Raw genomic sequence first — 18,419 nt, forward strand, 5'->3', positions numbered from 1 at the left:
CCTGCTCTAGGCCTTTTTGAACTCCTCCAGGAAGGCACCGCAAAACGCCGGAAGATCAGCCGGCTTGCGGCTGGTGATCAGCGTGTTGGGGCCGCCGGTGCAGACCTTGACCTGTTCATCGACCCAGATGCCGCCCGCGTTGGTGATATCGGTGCGCAGGCTGGGCCAGGAGGTCAGGGTGCGGCCGCGCACCACATCGGCCTCCACCAGGGTCCAGGGCGCATGGCAGATCGCCGCCACCGGCTTGCCCTGCTCGAAGAAGGCCCGGACGAACGCCACGGCCTTGCCGTCCATGCGCAGGAAGTCGGGGTTGGCCACGCCGCCGGGCAGGACCAGGGCGTCGTAGTCGGCGGCCGAGGTGTCGGCCACCACCGCGTCCACCGGGAAGGTGTCGGCCTTGTCCAGGTGGCGGAAGGCCTGGACCTTGCCGGGCTTGGGGCAGACCAGGGCGGGGGTGCCGTCCGCCTTCTCCACGGCCTGCCAGGGATCGGTGAGTTCGGCCTGCTCCACGCCTTCGGGAGCGGTGAGGAATGCGACCTTCATGATGCGATCCTTTCCATGTCCAGGTACTGCTGTGGCGGGGCCGGACGGCGGCGCTCGCCACGGCGGCGGGCGCGCAGGCAGCGGATGAGTTCCTCGGCGTAGGGCAGCGCCACGAACGCGCCCACCGCCAGGGCGACTCCGGCCCGATAGCGGCGCGGCAGCGGCGGGCGGCGGGGGACGAGGCGCCAGGCGCCGGGGGTGCCGCGGCCGCCGTGGAGCAGGGCGCGCGCCTGGTCGTGGTGCAGGCACATCAGGGCGGCGAGGGCGGCGAAGGGCAGGGATTCCAGGAAGCTGTGGACGTGCTGTTCGACGGGCCTGACCTCGCGGTCGCCGCGCACCGCGGTGCGTACGTCCCACAGGGCGGTCGCCTCATGGCAGGCGGTGGCGCCCAACTGGACGGACAGCAGCAGGGGGTTGACGCGGTAGACGAGGGTGAGGGCGATGGGGATGCCCACCTCGGTCATCATCAGGGAGTGGATCAGGGACTCCCGGAGGCCGGAGGTGTCCTCGATGCGGGTGCGCCGGTGCATCGCCCAGTCGGCGACGCCGGGGATGAACCAGGACGGCAGCAGCCCGTACATCAGGTAGCGGACGGTGGCGTCCTCCACCGAGGAGGAGTCGCGGACGGTCATGGGGTGCCTCCGGTCAGCCGGCCGGCGGCCCGGTCGGCGAGGGCCATGATGGTCAGGGCGGGGTTGGCGCTGCCCTGGGTGGGCAGCACACTGCCGTCGGTGATGAAGAGGTTGGGGATGGCGAAGGTGCGCAAGTCCGCGTCCACCACACCCTCTTCGGGGCCGCGGCCCATCCGGCAGCCGCCCACCAGATGGGCATAGCGCTCGATGGTCATCAGCTCGGTGGCGCCGGCGGCCCGCAGGATGCGTTCCATGGTCTCCTGGGCGGCCCGCATCAGCAGGTCGTCGTTCTCACAGCGGGAGTGGTCGAAGCGGGCGACCGGCAGGCCGTGCCGGTCCTGCTCGTCGGCCAGGGTGACCCGGTTGCCGGGCTGGGGGAGGAGCTCGCACAGGGCGCCCAGGGTGGCCCAGTGGCAGTAGTCCGTCATCCGCTGCCTCAGGTCCTTTCCCCAGTGACCCTGCTGGGCGACGTGCTCGGCCCAGGTGATGGGGAGCGGGGAGACGGTCTGGAGGGAGAACCCCCGGCGGTAGGGCTTGGCGGGGTCGGTCTCGTAGAAGTCCTCGCTGCACACCTCGGGCGGTGGCGCCTTGTACATCCGGATCTCGTCGGGGAAGCGGCCGGCGGTCTGCGGGGCGCCCTGCACCATCACATAGCGGCCCACCAGGTCGTGGTCGTTGCACAGCCCCTCGGGGAAGCGGGAGTTGGCGGAGTTGAGCAGCAGCCGGGGAGTCTCGATGGAGTAGCCGGCAATGGCCACGGCCGCGGCGCGCTGGAAGCGTTCCCGGCCGCCGCGGACATAGCGGACACCGGTGACCCGCTGCCCCTGGGGGTCGGTCTCCACCCGGGTGACCATGGCGTCGGCCCGGATCTCCGCGCCATGCACAATGGCGTCGGGAACATGGGTGATCAGGGGCGAGGCTTTGGCGTTGACCTTGCAGCCCTGGAGGCAGAAGCCACGGTAGACGCAGTGCGGGCGGTTGCCGAAACGGCCGTTGACGATGGCCACCGGGCCCACCCGGGCCTCGATGCCCAGGGCCGCGCAACCCTCCAGCATCACCTCGCCATTGCCGCCGACCGGGTGCGGGGGATAGGGGTGCGGATGCGGGTCGCCCCAGGGCCAGTACTGGCCGGCCACCGGCAGTTCCTGTTCCAGGCGCTGGTAGTAGGGGCGCAACTCCTGGTAGGAGAGCGGCCAGTCGACGCCCACACCGTCCAGGGTGCGGGTGCGGAAGTCGGAGGGATGCAGCCGGGGCGCGTAGCCGGCGAAGTGCACCATGGAACCGCCCACACCCCGGCCGGAGTTGTTGGAGCCCAGGGGCACCGGATGATCGCCGCCGATCACCCGGGGCTCGTTCCAGTACAGGTGGTGGGAGCCGGACTCATCGCTGACCCAGTCCCGTTCGGGATCCCAGAACGGGCCCGCCTCCAGACAGACCACCCGCCAGCCGGCGTGCGCCAGGCGCTGGGTGAAGGTGGCGCCGCCGGCGCCGCAGCCGACCACCACCATGTCCACCTCGTCCCGGTCGGCGAACTGCCGCATGGTGGACCGGAGCCGGGTGACATCGGGCAGCCAGGCGGAGGAGTTGCGGCGGCGGATGCCGCCCTGGGGGCGGGCCGTCTCCCTGAGCGTCTGCCACCAGGCCGGGTTCACCGCGGCTCCTCCCAGGGCTCCCGCAGGCCGCGGCCCAGCCGCAGATAGCCCTGTGGATAGGCGGGGCCGCCGAAACCGATCTCGTCCCAGGCGTAGGGGTGGGCGTAGTAGGCGGCGGTGGCATAGCGCGTCCACAGGGTCCATACATGGGAGGCGGGCATGCCGTACCAGTCGCCGGGGCCCAGCTGTTTGATGTGGTGCAGCAGCCGGTCCTGGTCGCCGTGGTCCAGAGCGGCGAAGGCGCGGCCGGAGTGGCGCAGCCGGGCGTCCTCGTCGAGCGCGGCCAGGGAGCGGCGCCAGGTCTCGTCGTCCTCGGGAAGGTCGGCATAGCGCCAGCCGTCGCCCTGCCCGGTGGACAGCCGGGCGTCGATGACGGAGAGCACCGGCACCGGAGGGTCCTCGGGGGTACGGGCCAGCAGATGGTCCAGCAGCGCCTCGGCGGCGGCCTCCTCGGCGGGGGTGAAGAAGCTCAGCGGCGGCTGCGGCCGGGGGCCCAGCCGGGCCAGCACCACTCCGGCGGTGGCGGCGTCCCAGTCCCCGGCCCGCCCGGCCACACCGGGGACCCGGCTCAGCGGGGAACGCCTCACCGCTCCCTCCGCAACGCGCTCGCCAGCAGCCCCATGCCGCCCACCATGCTCATCAGCAGTGGGGCGAACAGCGGCGGTCCCAGCTCGATGTTGTAGCGGGCCAGCCGCCAGCCGCCGGGCTTCTGGCCGATGCCCCGGATATGCAGATAGGTGCCCTGCAGACCGTTGGCGACGATGGCGGCGGAGGCCAGCGGCAGCGCGGTGTGCGCCGCCCGTTCGCTGCTGAAGCCGGCCAGCCCGGCCGCCACCCCCACCGGCCCCAGCAGCACCGGCCACCACATCACCCGGTTGCCGAAGCCGGCCCGGTCGTGCTCCAGATAGATCTCGGCGGCGGTGATGGCCGATCCGGCGGCGGTCAGCAGGGACAGGGAGCGCTCCAGCCGGCCGTGCCGGATGTCGTAAGCCGCCCGGGCCGCAGGGGACTTGGCGCGGGAGACCGTGATCACGAGGAGCCTCCCGAGTGCTTGGGGCCGCCCGGCAGGAACTCCTGGATCTTCGCCTTGACGCCCTGGCGGATCATGCCCTTGCGGTCGGTGTCCCCCTTGATGATGGACGCCGCGGTGGCCTCGATCTGGTCCCAGTCGGCGTGCGGGGGGATCGGCGGCACCGCCGGGTCGGTGAGCACCTCCACCACGGCGGGGCGGTCGGCGGCCAGCGCCTCGCGCCAGGCGTCCGCCACCTCCTCCGGGCGCTCCACCCGGATGCCGACCAGCCCGATCTGGCGGGCGAAGGCGGCGTAGGAGACATCCGGGATCTGCTGGGAGGGCAGGAACTGCGGTGAGCCGCTCATGGCCCGCATCTCCCAGGTGACCTGGTTGAGGTCCTGGTTGTTCCACACCCCCACCACCAGCCGCGGGTCCTCCCACTGGCGGTAGTACTTCATGGCGGTGATCAGCTCGGCCATCCCGTTCATCTGCATCGCCCCGTCGCCGACCAGGGCCACCACCGGCCGGCCGGGGTGGGCGAACTTGGCGCCGATCGCATAGGGCACGCCCGGGCCCATGGTCGCCAGGGTCCCGGACAGCGAACCGCGCATGGTGCCGCGCATCTCGATATGCCGGGCATACCAGTTGGCCACCGAGCCGGAGTCGGAGGTGAGGATGGTGTCCTCGGGCAGCTGCGGGGACAGCACCCGGGCCACATGTTCCGGGTTGACCGGGTCCGCGCTCACCGCGGCCCGCCGCTCCATCACCTCGTGCCAGCGCTTGACCCCCTTGATCACCGCCTCCTGCCAGGCACGCTTCTCCTTGCGGCGCAGCAGTGGCAGCAGCCGCTGCAAGGTGGCCCGGGAGTCACCGATCAGATTGACCTCATAGGGGTAACGCAGGCCCGCCATATGCGGATCCAGCTCGATCTGCACCCCGCGGGCCGACCCGAAGTCCGGAAGGAACTGCGAATAGGGGAAGTTGGAGCCGATGGTCAGCAGGGTGTCGCAGTCCCGCATCAGCTCATAGGACGGGCGGGTGCCCAGCAGACCGATCGCCCCGGTGACATAGGGCAGTTGGTCGCTGAGCACATCCTTGCCCAGCAGCGCCTTGGCCGCGCCCGCACCCAGCAGCTCGGCGGTCTGCTCCACCTCCTGGCGGGCGCCGGCGGCACCCTGGCCGGCCAGGATGGCCACCTTCTCCCCGGAGTTGAGTACCTCGGCGGCCCGCTGGAGGGCCTCCTGGGAGGGCACCGCCTGCCAGCCGCTGCGGTCCAGGCTGGAGGGCACCATCTTGAAGCTGTGGGTGGGCGGCGAGTAGTCCAGCTCCTGGACATCGGCGGGGATGATCACGGCGGTGGGGGCCCGGCGGGCGTAGGCGGTGCGGATCGCCCGGTCCAGCACATTGGGCAACTGCTCGGGCACGGTGACCATTTCCAGGAAGTCGGAGCAGACATCCTTGAACAGGGTGTGCAGATCCACCTCCTGCTGGTACGAACCGCCCATCGCGGTACGGGCGGTCTGGCCCACCACGGCCAGCACCGGCACATGGTCGAGCTTGGCGTCATAGAGACCGTTGAGCAGATGGATGGCGCCCGGCCCGGAGGTGGCCACACACACCCCCAGCCGCCCGCTGAACTTGGCGTAGCCGACGGCTTCGAAGGCGGCCATCTCCTCGTGCCGGGCCTGGATGAACCTGGGCCGGTCCTTGGCGCGTTCCCAGGCCGCCTGCAGCCCGTTGATCCCGTCTCCGGGGTAGCCGAAGACGCGTTCCACGTCCCACTCGCGCAGTCGCGCCAGAATGTAGTCGGAGACTTTCTCGCTCACGGTGTTCCTCTCTCAGCCGGTCAGGCTCGGCAGCACCTTGGTGCGGTAGAAGTCGAAGAAGCCCTGCTGGTCGGGACCGATCTGGCTGATGTGCACCCGGTCGAAACCGGCCTCGGCATACGCCTGGAGGGTGCGTACATGCTCGTCCGGGTCGTCGCCGCAGGTGACCTTCCCGGCCACCTGCTCCGGGGTGACCAGACGGGCGGCCTGCTCGAAGTGGGCCGGGGAGGGCAGGACCTGGTTGAGCTCGCCCGGCAGCTGCTCCACCGCCCACAGCCGGTGCGCGGTGCGCACCGCCGCCTCGCGGTCCGGGCCCCAGCAGACCTTGACGCCGCCGAACACCGGCTTGCCGGCCCCGCCGGCCCGGCGGAAGCGGTCCACCACCTCCCGGTCGGGCCGCGTGGTCACCAGCCCGTCCCCCAGCCGGGCGGCCAGACTCAGGGCGGCCGGGCCGAAGGCGGAGACATCGATCGGCGGCGGCTGGTCGGGCACCGTGTAGAGCCGGGCGTTCTCCACCGTGTAGTGCTTGCCGTGGTGGCTGACCTTGCCGCCCTCGAACAGGCGGCGCATCAGCTGGATGGCCTCCTCCAGCATCTCCAGCCGCACCGACGCCTCCGGCCAACGGCCGCCCAGGATGTGCTCGTTGAGCGCCTCGCCACTGCCCACGCCCAGCCGGAAGCGGCCATGGCCGAGCAGTGCCGCGCTGGTGGCCGCGGCCTGGGCGGTGATCACGGGGTGGATCCGGACGGTGGGGCAGGTGACCGCCGTGCAGACGGGCAGCGAGGTCACCTGGGACAGGGCGCCGATCACCGACCAGACAAACGGGCTCTGGCCCTGTTCCCCGGTCCAGGGATGGAAGTGGTCGGAGATCCACAGGGAGGTGAAGCCGGCCTGCTCGGCCATCCTGGCCTGTTCCAGCAGGGCCCGCGGGGGGTGCTCCTCACAGGACAGGAAGTAGCCGTACTCGGTCATGGGGCCGTGCCTCCTCCGGGTCAGGGTCGACGGGTAACCGGTGGGAGCGGGGCGAAACATCCCGGTACGTACCGGCGGGCTTGCCCCGGGCGGCCCCGGGGCAAGGGCATGGTTCATCCGGAGCGCAGGGCGGCGCGTACCGCGTCCCGGGCCCGGTCGGCCACCGCGTTGGCCGGGCCCAGCACCAGGTTCCCGGCCGCCGACTCGGTACCCGGATGCGGCCGGGTGGGCGCCACGGCCTCCGCCGCCCGCACCGCCTTGGCCAGCAGTTCCAGCCGGTCCGGGTCGCCGGCCTGGCGCAGCCGGGTGAACTCCTGCCGCTCCTCGGCCTCCGCGTGTTCCAGCACCGCCTCACGCAGCGCGGTGAACCGCTCCACAAAGGCCGGATCATCCGGATCCAGCCCCTCAAGCCGGGTCAGCCCCCGCTTGGCCGCCTGCTCTTCCTTCAGCCGGTCGGCCACCACGGGCTCACCGCCCGCCACCGACCGCCGGGCATAGGGGTGGACCACCTCCTCCTCGGCCGTCTCATGCACCGCCAGCAGCCGCACCAGCCGCTCAAAGGCGTGCCTGCGCTCGGTGCCGGTGTGCGCCAGCACCTCGTCCAGGCGGGCCCGGATCTCCCGGTGCTGCCGGGTCAGCAGCTCCACCACATCGGTCTGCTCCGAAGGCGCCATCTCGCGTCCCTCCTCGAATCGTTCGGTGAATCGTTCGGTCTTGGTTCGCTCGGTCTTGGTTCGCTCGGTCCCGGTTCGTTCGGGCGGTCGGTGCATCCGGCTACCCGGCACCGCCCCGCCGACACCCGGCCCGGCCGTGCTTCCCCGCGGTTTGGCCGGAAGGGGGCCGGGCACCCGCAGGGACGGCGACACGCGACCGGGCGGATCGCGCCCGGCCGTCGGCCGGTGGCCGATACTTCGAAGCCCCCGGAGCCGGAGGAGGAACGAGGATGGCGCGAGGCGCCGCGGCGGCGGAGATCGCCGGGTGGTGGGCCGGACTGACCGCCGTGTGGACCGTCCTGATCAGCACCGTTGACACCCTGGAACTCGCGATGGGCGCCGCCTGCGCCCTGGCGGCGGCCTGCGCCGCACGTGGCGCCCGCCAGGCGGTGAGCTGAGGTGAACCCCTGGCTGGCGGCCGCCGCCGCGCTCACCGCCGGCGGCCTGGGACCTTGCCTGTGGGGCGCCGCCCGGGGCGGCGCGGGCCGGCGGGTGGTCGCCCAGAACATGGCCACCCTGCTGCTCTGCCTGGTCTTCCTGCTCCTCGCCCAGGGCTATGGCCGCACCTCCTATGTGGACCTGGCCCTGGTGGTGTGTGTGCTGGGCCCGGCCGGCACCCTGGTCTTCGCCCGGCTGCTGGGCGAGGAATTCGAGGAAAGCCCGCCCGGCGCACGGCTGTTGACGCCCGCGGTGCTCATCGGCACCCCGGCCACCGTCATCCCGCTGTGCCTGGTCACCGGCCCCGGCCGGGCCATGCTCAAGCTGCTGCTGATCGGAGTGCTGCTGATCGCCGGAGGGATGGTCACCACCCGGGCGGTGCGGCGTGGCTGACACCCTGATGGTGATCGCCCTGCTGCTGGTGGCCGGCGCGGCCACCGCCGCCGTGCTCAACCGGGACCCGGCCCGCCAGGCGATCCTGCTCTCCCTGCTCGGCCTTTGCCTGTCCGTGCTGTTCACCGTGGAGCAGGCGCCCGATGTGGGGCTGTCCCAGCTCGCCGTGGGCTCCGCGGTGACCCCGCTGATGATCCTGCTGACGGTGCGCAAGGTACGACGCCGGAGGCGGGACGGATGAGCCGCCGGGTGCGGCTGTGGCTGCTGCTGCTCTCGCTGGCGGCGCTGGCCGTGCTGCTGGTCCCGGCCCTCGCCGAACTGCCGCATTTCGGCGGGCAGTCGCATCCCTATGGCGACCGGGCGGTACAGGCCGCACTGCGCCGGCGCACCGCCAACACCGTCTCCTCCGTCAACTTCGACCAGCGCGGCTTTGACACCCTTGGCGAGGAGAGCATCCTGTTCGCCTCCGTCCTGGGCACCGTGGTGCTGCTGCGGCAGACCCGTGACGAACGGCGGGTGCGGCCCCAACCCACCCGGGTCTCCCCGGTGTCGCGCCGCTACGGATTTCTGCTGCTGCCCGTCACCCTGCTGATCGGCCTCTATGTGATCGCCCATGGCCAGCTCAGCCCGGGCGGTGGCTTCCAGGGCGGGGTGGTGGTGGCCACCGCCATACACCTGCTGTACATCGGCGCCGACTACCGGGCCCTGGAACGCATCCGGCCGATGGGCCTGTTCGAGCTGGTCGACGGGCTGGGCGAGGGAGCGTATGTGGTGCTCGGCGGCGCCGGGCTGCTGGCCGGTTCGGCATATCTGGCCAACATCCTTCCGCTTGGCACCTTCAACACCCTCTCCTCCGGCGGCACCGTCCCCCTGCTCAATGCCGCCGTCGGCATGGAGGTCGCCTCCGCCGTGGTGGTGCTGCTGGCCCACTTCCTCGACCAAGCACTGGAAATCGAAGGGGGGGAGGAGAAACAGTGAGCGTGCTGCCCTATCTGATCGCCGGATGGATCTTCCTCATCGGCGTCTACGGCATGGCCACCAGCCGCAACCTGGTGCACGCCGTGGGCTGTCTGTCGGTGGCCCAGTCCGCCACCTATGTGCTGCTGCTGGCCATCGGCTACCGGCGCGGCGGCAGCGCCCCGGTCTTCTCCGACGTCCCCACCTCCACGGTGACCGTGGACCCGGTGGTGCAGGCGCTGGCCCTGACCGATGTGGTGGTGGGCGCCACCGTCACCGCGCTGCTGCTGGCGCTGGTGGTCCAGGTGCAGAAGCGGCACGGCACGATCGACCCCGACGAACTGTCCGAGCTGAAGGGCTGACCGGCGGATGGGCCGTATGCTCCCCCTGATCGTGGCGGTGCCGCTGCTGGGCGCCGCCCTGCTGGTGAGCACGGGCCGCCGGATGCCCCGGCCCGTCGCCGAGACCCTCGCCTGCGCCTGCGCCGCCGTCTCCACGGCGCTCGGCCTGGCCCTGCTCGCCCGGGGGACCACGGATGTGGTCTGGGTGGGGGACTGGCCCCCGCAAGGCGGTCACAGCGTGGGCATCGTGCTCACCGGAGACCGGACCGGACTGGGCCTGGCCACTCTCACCTCACTGCTGATCGTCTCCGTACTGGCCTACTCCTGGCGCTACTTCGACGAACCGCCCCGGGGTCACGCCGGTGCCTTCCCGGCGCTGATCCTGCTGTTCCAGGCCGGCATGTGCGGCTTCGCCCTGACCGGTGACCTGTTCAACGCCTTTGTCTTCTTCGAGCTGATGGGAGTGGTGGGCTACGCCCTGACCGGCTACCGAGTGGAGCAAGCACGGCCGGTGCAGGGCGCATTGGCCTTCGGCTTCCTCAACTCCCTGGGCGGCTACGCCTCCTTGCTGGGCATCGGCCTGCTCTACGCCCGCACCGGCGAACTGGGCATGGCCCAGGCCGGCCGGGCACTGGACGCCTCCCCGCACCGGGACGCGCTGGTCATCACCGCCTTTGTGCTGGTGCTCACCGGGCTGCTGGTGAAGGCGGCGGCGGTGCCCTTCCACTTCTGGCTGCCGGACGCGCACGCGGTGGCGCCCACGCCGGTGTGCATGCTGCTGTCCGGAGTCATGGTCGAGATGGGCGTCTATGGCGTGGCGCGGGTGAGCGTCACGGTCTTCGGCGGCCCGGGCGGGGTACCGGCGGAGGACATTGGACGGGCCCTGCTGGTGCTGGGCGTGGCCGGGGCGCTGACCGGCGCGGTGATGTGCTGGCAGCAACGGCACATCAAGCGGCTGCTGGCCTTCTCCACGGTGGCGCACACCGGACTCTTCCTGACCGGCGTGGCGCTGCTGAGCCCCCGGGGCATGACCGGGACCTCGCTGTACATCCTGGGCCACGCCGGGGCCAAGGCGGCACTGTTCGCCTGCACCGGCGTACTCCTGGACCGCTACGGCAGCGTGGACGAGCTGGAACTGCACGGCCGTGGACGGGAGTTGCCGGTGATAGGGGCGCTGTTCACGGTCGGCGGCCTGGCCCTGGCCGGGCTGCCGCCGTTCGGCACGGGCCTGGGCAAGGCACTGGTGGAGGAGGAGTCCGGCTGGCTGCCCGTGCTGTTTGTGACGGTCTCGGCGGTGACCGGCGGCGCGGTGCTGCGCGTGGCCGCCCGGGTCTTCGCGGGCGCCGGACGGTGCGCACCCGAACGGCATGCGGAGGACGAGACCTCGGGCGAGGACGAGGAACCGGAGACCAGCCGGCCGGTGCGCCGGGCCCCCTGGCCGATGGTCGTGGTGGCCGGGCTGCTGCTGGCCGGCGCGCTGGCGGTGGGCACGGTCCCGGGCCTCGCCCGGGGCGCCGGCGTCGCGGGGGCGCACTTCGCGGACCACGCCGGGTACATGGCCGTGGTCCTGGACGGACTGCGGTGGCCCGGCGGCGGGACGGTGGAGACGGCATGGACCTGGCAGGGCGCCGCCCTGGACCTGCTCTCCGTGGCCCTCGCCGGCGGCCTGGCGGCCCTGGGTGTACGGCGCCCGGCACCGGCCCTGCCCGCGCTGCGCCCGCTGCGCCATCTGCACTCCGGGCACGTGGGCGACTATGTGGCCTGGACGGCGGCCGGGATCGGACTGCTGGCGGCACTCACCTGGTGGTGACCCGGGGCGGTGGCCTGCGGGGCACGGGCGTTTGAGACCGGCCGTGACGAGCGGGGCTCCCAGGGATGGAGAGGTGAGCTGTCCTGCCCGGACGGGAGGAACTGCCGTCCACGCCGGCGCGCTCCACGAGGGCGTCGACGAACGGGCGTCCAAGCGGCACCTCTATGAGCAGGCACGGACTTCAGCGCCCCGCTGTTGCCCCGCGCCCCTCAAGGGGCGCTCAGCGCCACCTGCGCCGCCTGCGTACCCGGCTCCAGAACCAGCCGGCCGGCGGCCGGTCCGCCCGCCAGGGCTGGGGTTCGGGCTGCTCCCGCCGCCAGCGGGCGGCGAGCATCCGGGCCCGGGCGGAGGGCTCCCGGCTGGATGCCGAAAGGACGAAGGCCTCGTCCAGTTCGACCTCGTCCCAGCCATTGCCGCCCTCGGGGCCCGGCCTCGCGTTCTCGGGCATCCACGCACTCCTCTCCCATGCGCCTTCCAGCATCCGGTCCAGGACGTCAAGGCGGCGTGAAGAGACTCATCGCGAGGGCGCCAGCGGCACCACGCCCACCGCCGACTCCACCGGGCTGCCCAGGAACAGGCGCCCGTCGTGCTCGCAGACTCCGGTGACCGTGCGGAAGCCGGTGCCGGGGCGCTGCAGGTCGTGCACCACCCGCCCGGGGGCGTCCAGGGCGATCACCCAGGCGGTGGGGCGCGGGCCCGGTAGCAGCGCGGACGGCAGCCGCCACAGCGTCCGGCGCAGGCCGCCGCCGGTGCGGTGCAGCAGGTCCAGCAGGGGATCGCCCCGGCCAGGGCCACGTCGCGCAGCACCGTCTCGATCCGTCCCGAGCCCGGGTCCACCCGCAGCAGGCCGCGCTCCGTATCGCACACCAGCAGCCGCGTCCGGCAGCGGACACAGGCCCAGCGGGCGGCCGCCGGTGTCGGCGACCATGCGCACCCGGCCGTCGGCCGGGTCCAGGCCGAGCACGGGCCCGTCCTGGACCCCGGTGAGCACCAGGCCCGTGGCATCCACCCGGACGTCCTCCGGCCCCCGGGCGGCCGGCGCAAGACGCCGCACCGGCGGCAGCGGGGTGCGGCTGTAAGGGGCTCTGGAGCGGGGCGGGCGCCGCGGCGGCCACCAGCGGACCGGACGCAGCGCGGGCTTGCCCCCGGGCTCCGTCCCGGACGTTCCCACCGGCTGTGCCACCAGCTTTCCCTCGGGCATCGGCCAAGCCCCCCTTCTTGGATGAGCCGCCCCGGATGAGCCGCCTCGGACGAGCCGAGACCGTACCCGGGGCCGGTGGGCCGAAATGCCCGCGCGGGCGGCGCCCAGTAGCTCCCGCCGGGTTTGGCGGGCGCCCGAGCGGCAAGCCGCCCTTGTCGAGGGCTTGCCGCCGACGGGCACGGTCCGCCCGGGTGCGCCTACGGTGGAAGGGCGGCAGACCCTCACAACCACCCGACACGGCGGGAACGGAGGTGGCGATGCCCAGCCCGGAGGAAGCCCAGGACCGGGTCCGGCGGCGGCTCTACCAGGAGAACGCGGCCTACCAGGGCGAAGGCGACCATCCGCTCGGCTCGTACGCCGGAGCGATGGGCGTCTATGTCGCGGGCATCGCGGCCCTGGGGGCGGCCGCCCGGCTCTCCGGCCGTACGCTGCCCGACCCCACGCCCTGGGACGTGCTGTGCTGGGCCGGGGCCACCCACCGGCTGTCCCGGCTGGTGGCCAAGGACCCGGTGACCAGTCCGCTGCGCGCCCCCTTCACCCGCTTCCGCGGCACCACCGGCCCCGCCGAACTGGACGAGGAGGTACGTGGCCAGGGTGTGCGCAAGGTGGTGGGCGAGCTGCTGACCTGCCCCTTCTGCAATGGCATGTGGATAGCCAGCGGGATCGCCGCCGGGGTGGTCTTCGCGCCGCGGACGACCCGGCTGGCGACCGCCACGCTCACCGCGCTGGCCGGCTCCGACCTGCTGCACTTTCTGCGGGTGCGGATGCAGCAGGCGGTCGGCGAGTAGACCCGCAGGTCTGGAGGCGAGACTTCGATGTCCGGCAATGAGATGCCCGGTTCCGGGGTGGTGCCCGGCTGGGGGGCGCCCGGTTATGACGTCACCCCGCCCGATCCGGTGCCACCGGAACCCACCCGTCCGCCCGGGCCCGGCGGACCGGATCCCGGGCCGATGCCCGGTCCCCGGCCGGTGCCCGGTCCCGACCCGGTGCCGCCCGCTCCGCCCCAGCCGGAGCCGGACCGGCCCCCGCCCGCCCCGCCGCCCGGCCCGGACCCCTGGCCGCGGCCCGGACCGGTGCCTGGCCCCAAGCCCCGCCCGGCGCCCGCCACCGCACCGCCCCCGGACGACGACCTGTACCTGTGATCCGGTACCGGTGACCCAGCACGGTGATCCGGTACCGGTGACCCGGCCCGCCCGCGCGGCAGGCGCGAACGCGGCCGGCGGGAGACACTGGGCGAGCGAGGAAGGTGAGGCCGATGATGCCCGTGGTCATAGTGCTGCTGCTCGCTCTCCTGCTGTTCGGCCTGGGATTCGCCGTGAAGGTGCTGTGGTGGTTCGCCATCGCGGTCGCGGTCATCTGGCTGCTCGGATTCCTGGTCCGGCCCGGCGACGGCCGCTGGTACCGCTGGTGACACCCGGTGGAGGTGGTTCCATGGCGCGCTGCTCCTCCCGTCGCCTGGGCGGTGGCGCACTGGTCACCGGGGCGTCCCGGGGCCTCGGTCTGCTGATCGCCCGTGAACTGGCCAGAAGCGGCTGCCAGGTGATGCTCTGCGCCCGGAGCGCGGATGAACTCGCCGCCGCCAAGCGGATGTTGCGGGACGAGGGAGCCGAAGTGCGCTCCCTCGCCTGCGACATCACCCAGGAGGGAGTCCCCGCCAACCTGGTACGGGCCACCGAGGAGGCATTCGGCAGCCTGGATGTACTGGTCAACAATGCCGGGACGATCCAGGTCGGCCCGTTCGCCGCCATGACCGAGGCCGACTTCCGGGACGCCATGGAAACCATGTACTTCGCCCCGCTGCGGCTGGTGCTGGCCGCGGTGCCGGGCATGCGGGAGCGTGGTCACGGCCGGATCGTCACCATCAGCTCGCTCGGCGGCCGGATCGCCGCCCCGCACCTGCTGCCCTACGCGGGTGCCAAGTTCGCCGCCACCGGACTGTCCCAGGGGCTGCGCGCCGAGCTGGCGGCCGAGGGGATCAGCGTCACCACCGTGCTGCCCGGGCTGATGCGCACCGGCTCGCACACCGCCGCCCGCTTCAGCGGGCAGCCCACCCGGGAGTACGCCTGGTTCGCCGCCGCGGCCGGCCTGCCGCTGCTGTCCATGGACGCCGAGCGGGCGGCGCGCGCCATCGTCCGGGCCGCCGAACGGCGCCGCCCCGAGCTGGTGCTCACCCCGCTGGCCAAGGCGGCGGTACGGGTCCATGGCCTCGCCCCCGCCACCACCACCCGGGCACTGAGCGTGGCCGCCCGGCTGCTGCCGGGCTGCGGCCCCGAGCCCGAACGCGGCGTACCGGGGCGGCATGCAGCCCGCACCCTGGGCTCGGCCGCCCTCAACCGGCTCACCGCGCTCAACGACCGTGCGGCCCGCCGCTTCAACCAGCGAATCATCTGATGGCGGGCGGCGGCGAGGAGTACGACGCCGGTCCCTATGTGCCGCAGGGCGCCGGTCTGGAGGCGCTGCGGGAGGCCGCGGCCGGCTGCCGGGGGTGCCCGCTGTACCGGGAGGCCGGCGGCACGGTCTTCGGCTCCGGTACCGCCTCGGCCCGGGTGGTGCTGGTGGGGGAGCAGCCCGGGGACCAGGAGGACCGGCGCGGGGAGCCGTTCGTCGGACCGGCCGGCGGGGTGCTGATGCGGGCCGTGGACGAGGCGGGCATCGACCCCACCGAGACCTATGTCACCAATGCCGTCAAGCACTTCAAGTTCCAGCCGGCGCCGGGCGGCAAAAGACGCATCCACAAGACGCCCAGCCTGCGCGAGATCAGCGCCTGCAAGCCCTGGCTGCGCGAGGAACTGCGGGTGATCGGCCCCGAAGTGGTGGTGGCCCTGGGCGCCAGCGCCGGCAAGGCCCTGCTGGGGTCCTCGTTCCGGGTGGGCCAACAGCGCGGTGTGGCACTGCCGTTGCCCCCGCTGGACGGGGCGGAAGAGGCGGGGGAGGGCGTGCTGGTGGCCACCATCCACCCCTCGGCGGTGCTCCGTGCCGGGGACGCGGACCGGGCGGCGATGTACGCGGGGCTGGTGGCGGATCTGCGGGTGGCCGGGCGGCTGTTGCGGTGAGCGGGTCACGGTGACGGCGGTCACGGTGACGGCGGTCATGGTGACGGCGGTCACTGGTGACGCACCGCACAGCCGTCGAACTTCCCCCGTGGGGGAAGCGCTTGTGACGATGGCTGGGACGTTGACGTGCCCCGTCGTGCCGTATGAGGGCTCCGCCCGAGTCGCGGCCCGAGAGCCGGACGGGCCGAGCAGAGCGTCACACCCTGCCCGCCCGACCCTGGACCGCCTTTGCCTGTCTCACCCGCCCCTGCCCGGACCCGCCGATTCAGCGGCGACCGCTCCCCCTGGCGTTGTCTGCGCAGCCGCAGCATGCGCTGGTGGTCGGCCGCCAACCTGATGTCCAACCTCGGCACCTGGATGCAGCTCACGGTGCAGAACCTGCTGGTGCTCCAGCTCACCGGCTCCGCCGCCGCCACCGGACTGTCACTGTCCGTGCAGGCCGCGCCGGGCCTGCTGTTCGGGCTGCTGGGCGGGGCCGCGGTGGACCGCTGGCCGCGCAAGCTCACCGCGGCGGTCAGCCAGGCCGCGCTGGGCCTGGTGGCCTTCGCCACGGCCGGCCTGGTGGCCTTCGGCATGCTCAGCGTGCCCCTGCTGCTGGTGCTGTCCGCCATCACCGGCCTGATCGCCACCGTGGACGGCCCGGCCACCTCCCTGCTGGGCAACGATCTGGTGCCGGAGGAGGATGTGCCCTCGGCCATCGCCCTGGGTTCGGTGGTGCACAGCGTGGGCCGGCTGGCCGGCACCGCCCTTGCCGCCGTCGGCATCGCCGCCATCGGCACCGCCGGCGCCTATGCGGTCAACGGGCTGTCCTTCCTCTTGGTGACCGCCGTCATCCCCTTTCTGCGCCCGGCCCGGCACGCCCAGGAGGCGGCCGCCCGCGCCGCCGGGCAGCCCGAGGACACCCGGGGCGGCCTGTCCTTCTTCCTCAGCCGCCGCAGCCTGGTCGCGCTCGCCGTGATCGCCGCGATCAGCGCGGTGCTGGGCCGTAATTACCAGCTCACCCTGGCCACCCTGGTCACCGGGCCGATGCACGGCGGCGCCGGTGCCTATGGCCTGGTCTCGGCCCTGCTGGCGGTCGGCGGCATCGCCGGCGCCGTACTGGCCGGGCGGCTGCGCAAGCCCACCGTCCGGCTGGTGGCCCTGCTGGCCGCCGCCGGTGCGGTCTGCCAGATGGTGGCCGGACTGAGCCCGGTGATGGGGATGCTGCTGCTGATGGTGGTGCCGATGGCCGTGGTGGAGTCGGTGTGCGACACCGCCACCACCACCGTGCTGCAGACCGACCCGCCCGCCCATATGCGCGGCCGGGTGCTGGGCGTGTGGCGCAGCGTGAGCACCGGCTGGGGCCTGGCCGGCCCGCCGCTGCTGGGCCTGCTGGTCCAGGGCGCGGGCGAGCGGGGCGCGCTGGTGCTGGGCGGCGCGGTGATCGTCGCCGTGATCGGTGCGGGTCTGCTCGTCCAGCGGCGGCGGGCCGCGCGCGGCGGGGCGCCGGCGTTGGTGCGGGTGCCGGAGGCCGCGTACCAGACGGCTGCGTAGCGGTCCGCCGGGTAGGGGGCGGCTGGCTGCGGGCCGTCCTTGGCCGGTCGCGCCCACGTGGCGGAGCCGCATGACGCCGCCGCCTCGCGCCCCTTACGGGGCGCTCAGACGATGGCAGCCCAGATGATCATGGTGACGACCAGGAGGATGACCAGGGCGCCGATCACCACGATCGGGCCCTTGGCCCAGCCGCGGGCGGGGTTGTAGGTCTCCTGGGGGCCCGCGCCCGAGAGGCTGGACTCGCCGGGCGGGGTCTCGCCCGGTGGTACGCCGCCGCCGGGTTCCAGGCCAGGGGTGACGGCCGGGTCCGGATCGGGATTCGCGCCGCTCATGACGCCACCTTCCTTCTGGTTACGCGGCCGGTGGGGAGACCGGCGAAGCCGTCTCCAGGGCCGCCAGGACCTCTTCCGGGTGGATGCGCAGCAGCAAGGGGTCGGGCCGGCCGCCGTGCGGATCGCCGGGCGGGCCCTGATGCCATAGTGCCGCGTGCCGTGGGTGGGGCGGCGGGCCCCACAGGGCCGGGGCGACCGGCCCGAACAGGGTGACGCTGGGTGTGCCGAGGGCCACGGCCAGGTGGGCCGGGCCGGTGTCCCCGCTGATCACCGCCCGGGCCTCGGCGACCAGGGCGCACAGCGCGCCGAAGGAGAGCCCGCCGGGCAGGGCGCGGGTGCCGGGTACGGCCACCCGCCTCACCAGCGCGTCCTCGCCCGGGCCGCCGGTGACCACCACCCGGTGGCCACGGGCCAGCAGCAGTCGGGCCAGCGCGGCGAAGCGGCCGGCGGGCCAGCGGCGGGCCGGCGCGCCCGCGCCGGGGTGCAGCACGGTGGCGCCGGGGACGGGGGAGAGCGCGGCGGGCCGGCGCAGGGCCAGGTCCGCGGGGTCGGCGGGGATGCCGTAATGGCGGAGCAGTCTGCACCAGCGTTCCCGTTCGTGTTCGTCGGGGCGCCAGTGCGGGCCGTCGATACCGGGGGTGCCGGGGTGGGCGAAGGCCAGCAGCCGGCCGGGGCGCAGCTGTTGCAGGAGAAGGTGGCTGGGCGGGCCGTTGCCATGCAGGTCGACGGCGATGTCGGGGGGTGAGCCGGTCCAGGGCAGGGACTCGGGGACGGCGCGGTGCGGTGCGGAGGCGGGGAGGAGGGTGTCCACGGCGTCGGTGGCCGTGGCGGCCGCCGCGAGGCCGGCGGGGGCGGCCAGGATCAGCTCATGGCCGGGGTACGCGCGGCGCAGGGCGCGCAGGGCCGGAACCCCGGTGAGGAGGTCGCCCAGGCCCAGGGCGCGGAGGACCAGCAGGCGCGGCCCGGCGGGTGGGCACGCCCCCATGGGGCGAAGGGCGCCCATTCGCCCGT

The 18,419-nt window shown here is 73.4% G+C and carries 24 protein-coding genes; 12 read left to right on the forward strand and 12 right to left on the reverse strand.

The window, feature by feature from the left end:
- Positions 1–6: 6 nt before the first annotated feature.
- The 8 genes from ACIHFE_RS20550 to ACIHFE_RS20585 form a co-directional block, all read right to left on the reverse strand.
- The gene (locus tag ACIHFE_RS20550) at positions 7–543 is read right to left on the reverse strand and encodes a type 1 glutamine amidotransferase domain-containing protein (protein ID WP_400108554.1); all 537 of its coding nucleotides are present in this window, start codon (positions 541–543) and stop codon (positions 7–9) included.
- On the reverse strand, positions 540–1,175 hold the full coding sequence (locus tag ACIHFE_RS20555; protein WP_400108556.1) for a diguanylate cyclase: 636 nt from the start codon (positions 1,173–1,175) through the stop codon (positions 540–542). The genes ACIHFE_RS20550 and ACIHFE_RS20555 overlap by 4 nt, the downstream gene beginning before the upstream one ends.
- Positions 1,172–2,827, reverse strand: coding sequence for a GMC family oxidoreductase (locus ACIHFE_RS20560; protein ID WP_400108558.1), 1,656 nt, complete (start codon positions 2,825–2,827; stop codon positions 1,172–1,174). The genes ACIHFE_RS20555 and ACIHFE_RS20560 overlap by 4 nt, the downstream gene beginning before the upstream one ends.
- Positions 2,824–3,414 (reverse strand): gluconate 2-dehydrogenase subunit 3 family protein, encoded by a 591-nt coding sequence (locus tag ACIHFE_RS20565; protein ID WP_400108560.1) that lies wholly within the window; start codon positions 3,412–3,414, stop codon positions 2,824–2,826. The genes ACIHFE_RS20560 and ACIHFE_RS20565 overlap by 4 nt, the downstream gene beginning before the upstream one ends.
- Positions 3,411–3,860 (reverse strand): hypothetical protein, encoded by a 450-nt coding sequence (locus tag ACIHFE_RS20570; RefSeq protein WP_400108562.1) that lies wholly within the window; start codon positions 3,858–3,860, stop codon positions 3,411–3,413. Before ACIHFE_RS20570 ends, ACIHFE_RS20565 begins: the two co-directional genes overlap by 4 nt.
- Positions 3,857–5,665, reverse strand: coding sequence for a thiamine pyrophosphate-requiring protein (locus tag ACIHFE_RS20575; protein WP_400108564.1), 1,809 nt, complete (start codon positions 5,663–5,665; stop codon positions 3,857–3,859). Before ACIHFE_RS20575 ends, ACIHFE_RS20570 begins: the two co-directional genes overlap by 4 nt.
- Positions 5,666–5,677: 12 nt before the next feature.
- Positions 5,678–6,637, reverse strand: coding sequence for a TIGR03557 family F420-dependent LLM class oxidoreductase (locus ACIHFE_RS20580; protein ID WP_400108566.1), 960 nt, complete (start codon positions 6,635–6,637; stop codon positions 5,678–5,680).
- 113 nt (positions 6,638–6,750) lie between these two features.
- Positions 6,751–7,311: a hemerythrin domain-containing protein gene (locus ACIHFE_RS20585; RefSeq protein WP_400108568.1), complete on the reverse strand. Its 561-nt coding sequence runs from the start codon at positions 7,309–7,311 to the stop codon at positions 6,751–6,753.
- 269 nt (positions 7,312–7,580) lie between these two features.
- On the opposite strand from ACIHFE_RS20585, the gene ACIHFE_RS20590 reads away from it, so the two are divergent.
- From ACIHFE_RS20590 to ACIHFE_RS20615, 6 genes are read left to right on the forward strand one after another with little or no spacing between them, the layout of a single operon-like run.
- Complete coding sequence (locus tag ACIHFE_RS20590; RefSeq protein WP_400108570.1) at positions 7,581–7,748, forward strand: hypothetical protein; 168 nt, start codon at positions 7,581–7,583, stop codon at positions 7,746–7,748.
- A 1-nt stretch (position 7,749) separates the two neighbouring features.
- The gene (locus ACIHFE_RS20595; protein WP_400108572.1) at positions 7,750–8,181 is read left to right on the forward strand and encodes an MrpF/PhaF family protein; all 432 of its coding nucleotides are present in this window, start codon (positions 7,750–7,752) and stop codon (positions 8,179–8,181) included.
- Complete coding sequence (locus ACIHFE_RS20600; RefSeq protein ID WP_400108574.1) at positions 8,174–8,422, forward strand: hydrogenase subunit MbhD domain-containing protein; 249 nt, start codon at positions 8,174–8,176, stop codon at positions 8,420–8,422. The genes ACIHFE_RS20595 and ACIHFE_RS20600 overlap by 8 nt, the downstream gene beginning before the upstream one ends.
- The gene (locus tag ACIHFE_RS20605) at positions 8,419–9,159 is read left to right on the forward strand and encodes an MnhB domain-containing protein (RefSeq protein ID WP_400108577.1); all 741 of its coding nucleotides are present in this window, start codon (positions 8,419–8,421) and stop codon (positions 9,157–9,159) included. The genes ACIHFE_RS20600 and ACIHFE_RS20605 overlap by 4 nt, the downstream gene beginning before the upstream one ends.
- Positions 9,156–9,500 carry a sodium:proton antiporter gene (locus tag ACIHFE_RS20610; RefSeq protein ID WP_400108579.1) on the forward strand — a complete coding sequence of 115 codons (345 nt, stop codon included), beginning with the start codon at positions 9,156–9,158 and terminating at the stop codon, positions 9,498–9,500. The genes ACIHFE_RS20605 and ACIHFE_RS20610 overlap by 4 nt, the downstream gene beginning before the upstream one ends.
- A 7-nt stretch (positions 9,501–9,507) precedes the next feature.
- Positions 9,508–11,289: a complex I subunit 5 family protein gene (locus ACIHFE_RS20615; protein WP_400108580.1), complete on the forward strand. Its 1,782-nt coding sequence runs from the start codon at positions 9,508–9,510 to the stop codon at positions 11,287–11,289.
- A 220-nt stretch (positions 11,290–11,509) separates the two neighbouring features.
- Here ACIHFE_RS20615 and ACIHFE_RS20620 read toward each other — a convergent pair whose 3' ends face one another.
- Together ACIHFE_RS20620 and ACIHFE_RS20625 are read right to left on the reverse strand one after the other, a co-directional pair.
- Positions 11,510–11,737, reverse strand: coding sequence for a hypothetical protein (locus ACIHFE_RS20620; RefSeq protein WP_400108582.1), 228 nt, complete (start codon positions 11,735–11,737; stop codon positions 11,510–11,512).
- 66 nt (positions 11,738–11,803) lie between these two features.
- Positions 11,804–12,490 carry a hypothetical protein gene (locus ACIHFE_RS20625; protein ID WP_400108584.1) on the reverse strand — a complete coding sequence of 229 codons (687 nt, stop codon included), beginning with the start codon at positions 12,488–12,490 and terminating at the stop codon, positions 11,804–11,806.
- A gap of 257 nt (positions 12,491–12,747) precedes the next feature.
- Between ACIHFE_RS20625 and ACIHFE_RS20630 the strand changes: the two genes are divergently transcribed.
- The 6 genes from ACIHFE_RS20630 to ACIHFE_RS20655 all read left to right on the forward strand — a co-directional run bounded on the left by ACIHFE_RS20630 (position 12,748) and on the right by ACIHFE_RS20655 (position 17,076).
- Positions 12,748–13,278: a DUF1360 domain-containing protein gene (locus ACIHFE_RS20630; protein ID WP_400108586.1), complete on the forward strand. Its 531-nt coding sequence runs from the start codon at positions 12,748–12,750 to the stop codon at positions 13,276–13,278.
- A gap of 27 nt (positions 13,279–13,305) precedes the next feature.
- Positions 13,306–13,632, forward strand: a complete 327-nt coding sequence (locus ACIHFE_RS20635; protein WP_400108588.1) for a hypothetical protein — start codon at positions 13,306–13,308, stop codon at positions 13,630–13,632.
- A 113-nt stretch (positions 13,633–13,745) separates the two neighbouring features.
- Entirely contained in the window at positions 13,746–13,901 is a 156-nt protein-coding gene (locus ACIHFE_RS20640; RefSeq protein WP_400108590.1) for a hydrophobic protein, read from the forward strand.
- 20 nt (positions 13,902–13,921) lie between these two features.
- Positions 13,922–14,881 (forward strand): SDR family NAD(P)-dependent oxidoreductase, encoded by a 960-nt coding sequence (locus ACIHFE_RS20645; protein ID WP_400108592.1) that lies wholly within the window; start codon positions 13,922–13,924, stop codon positions 14,879–14,881.
- Complete coding sequence (locus ACIHFE_RS20650; RefSeq protein ID WP_400108594.1) at positions 14,881–15,543, forward strand: UdgX family uracil-DNA binding protein; 663 nt, start codon at positions 14,881–14,883, stop codon at positions 15,541–15,543. The genes ACIHFE_RS20645 and ACIHFE_RS20650 overlap by 1 nt, the downstream gene beginning before the upstream one ends.
- Positions 15,544–15,771: 228 nt before the next feature.
- Positions 15,772–17,076: an MFS transporter gene (locus ACIHFE_RS20655; protein WP_400108596.1), complete on the forward strand. Its 1,305-nt coding sequence runs from the start codon at positions 15,772–15,774 to the stop codon at positions 17,074–17,076.
- A 104-nt stretch (positions 17,077–17,180) separates the two neighbouring features.
- Here the strand turns inward: ACIHFE_RS20655 and ACIHFE_RS20660 are convergent, their stop codons facing one another.
- Positions 17,181–17,408 (reverse strand): DUF6480 family protein, encoded by a 228-nt coding sequence (locus ACIHFE_RS20660; RefSeq protein ID WP_400108598.1) that lies wholly within the window; start codon positions 17,406–17,408, stop codon positions 17,181–17,183.
- 19 nt (positions 17,409–17,427) lie between these two features.
- Positions 17,428–18,393, reverse strand: coding sequence for a glycosyltransferase family 9 protein (locus tag ACIHFE_RS20665; protein ID WP_400108600.1), 966 nt, complete (start codon positions 18,391–18,393; stop codon positions 17,428–17,430).
- Positions 18,394–18,419: the final 26 nt, after the last annotated feature.

This window comes from Streptomyces sp. NPDC052396, assembly GCF_044593195.1.
Lineage (GTDB): Bacteria > Actinomycetota > Actinomycetes > Streptomycetales > Streptomycetaceae > Streptomyces.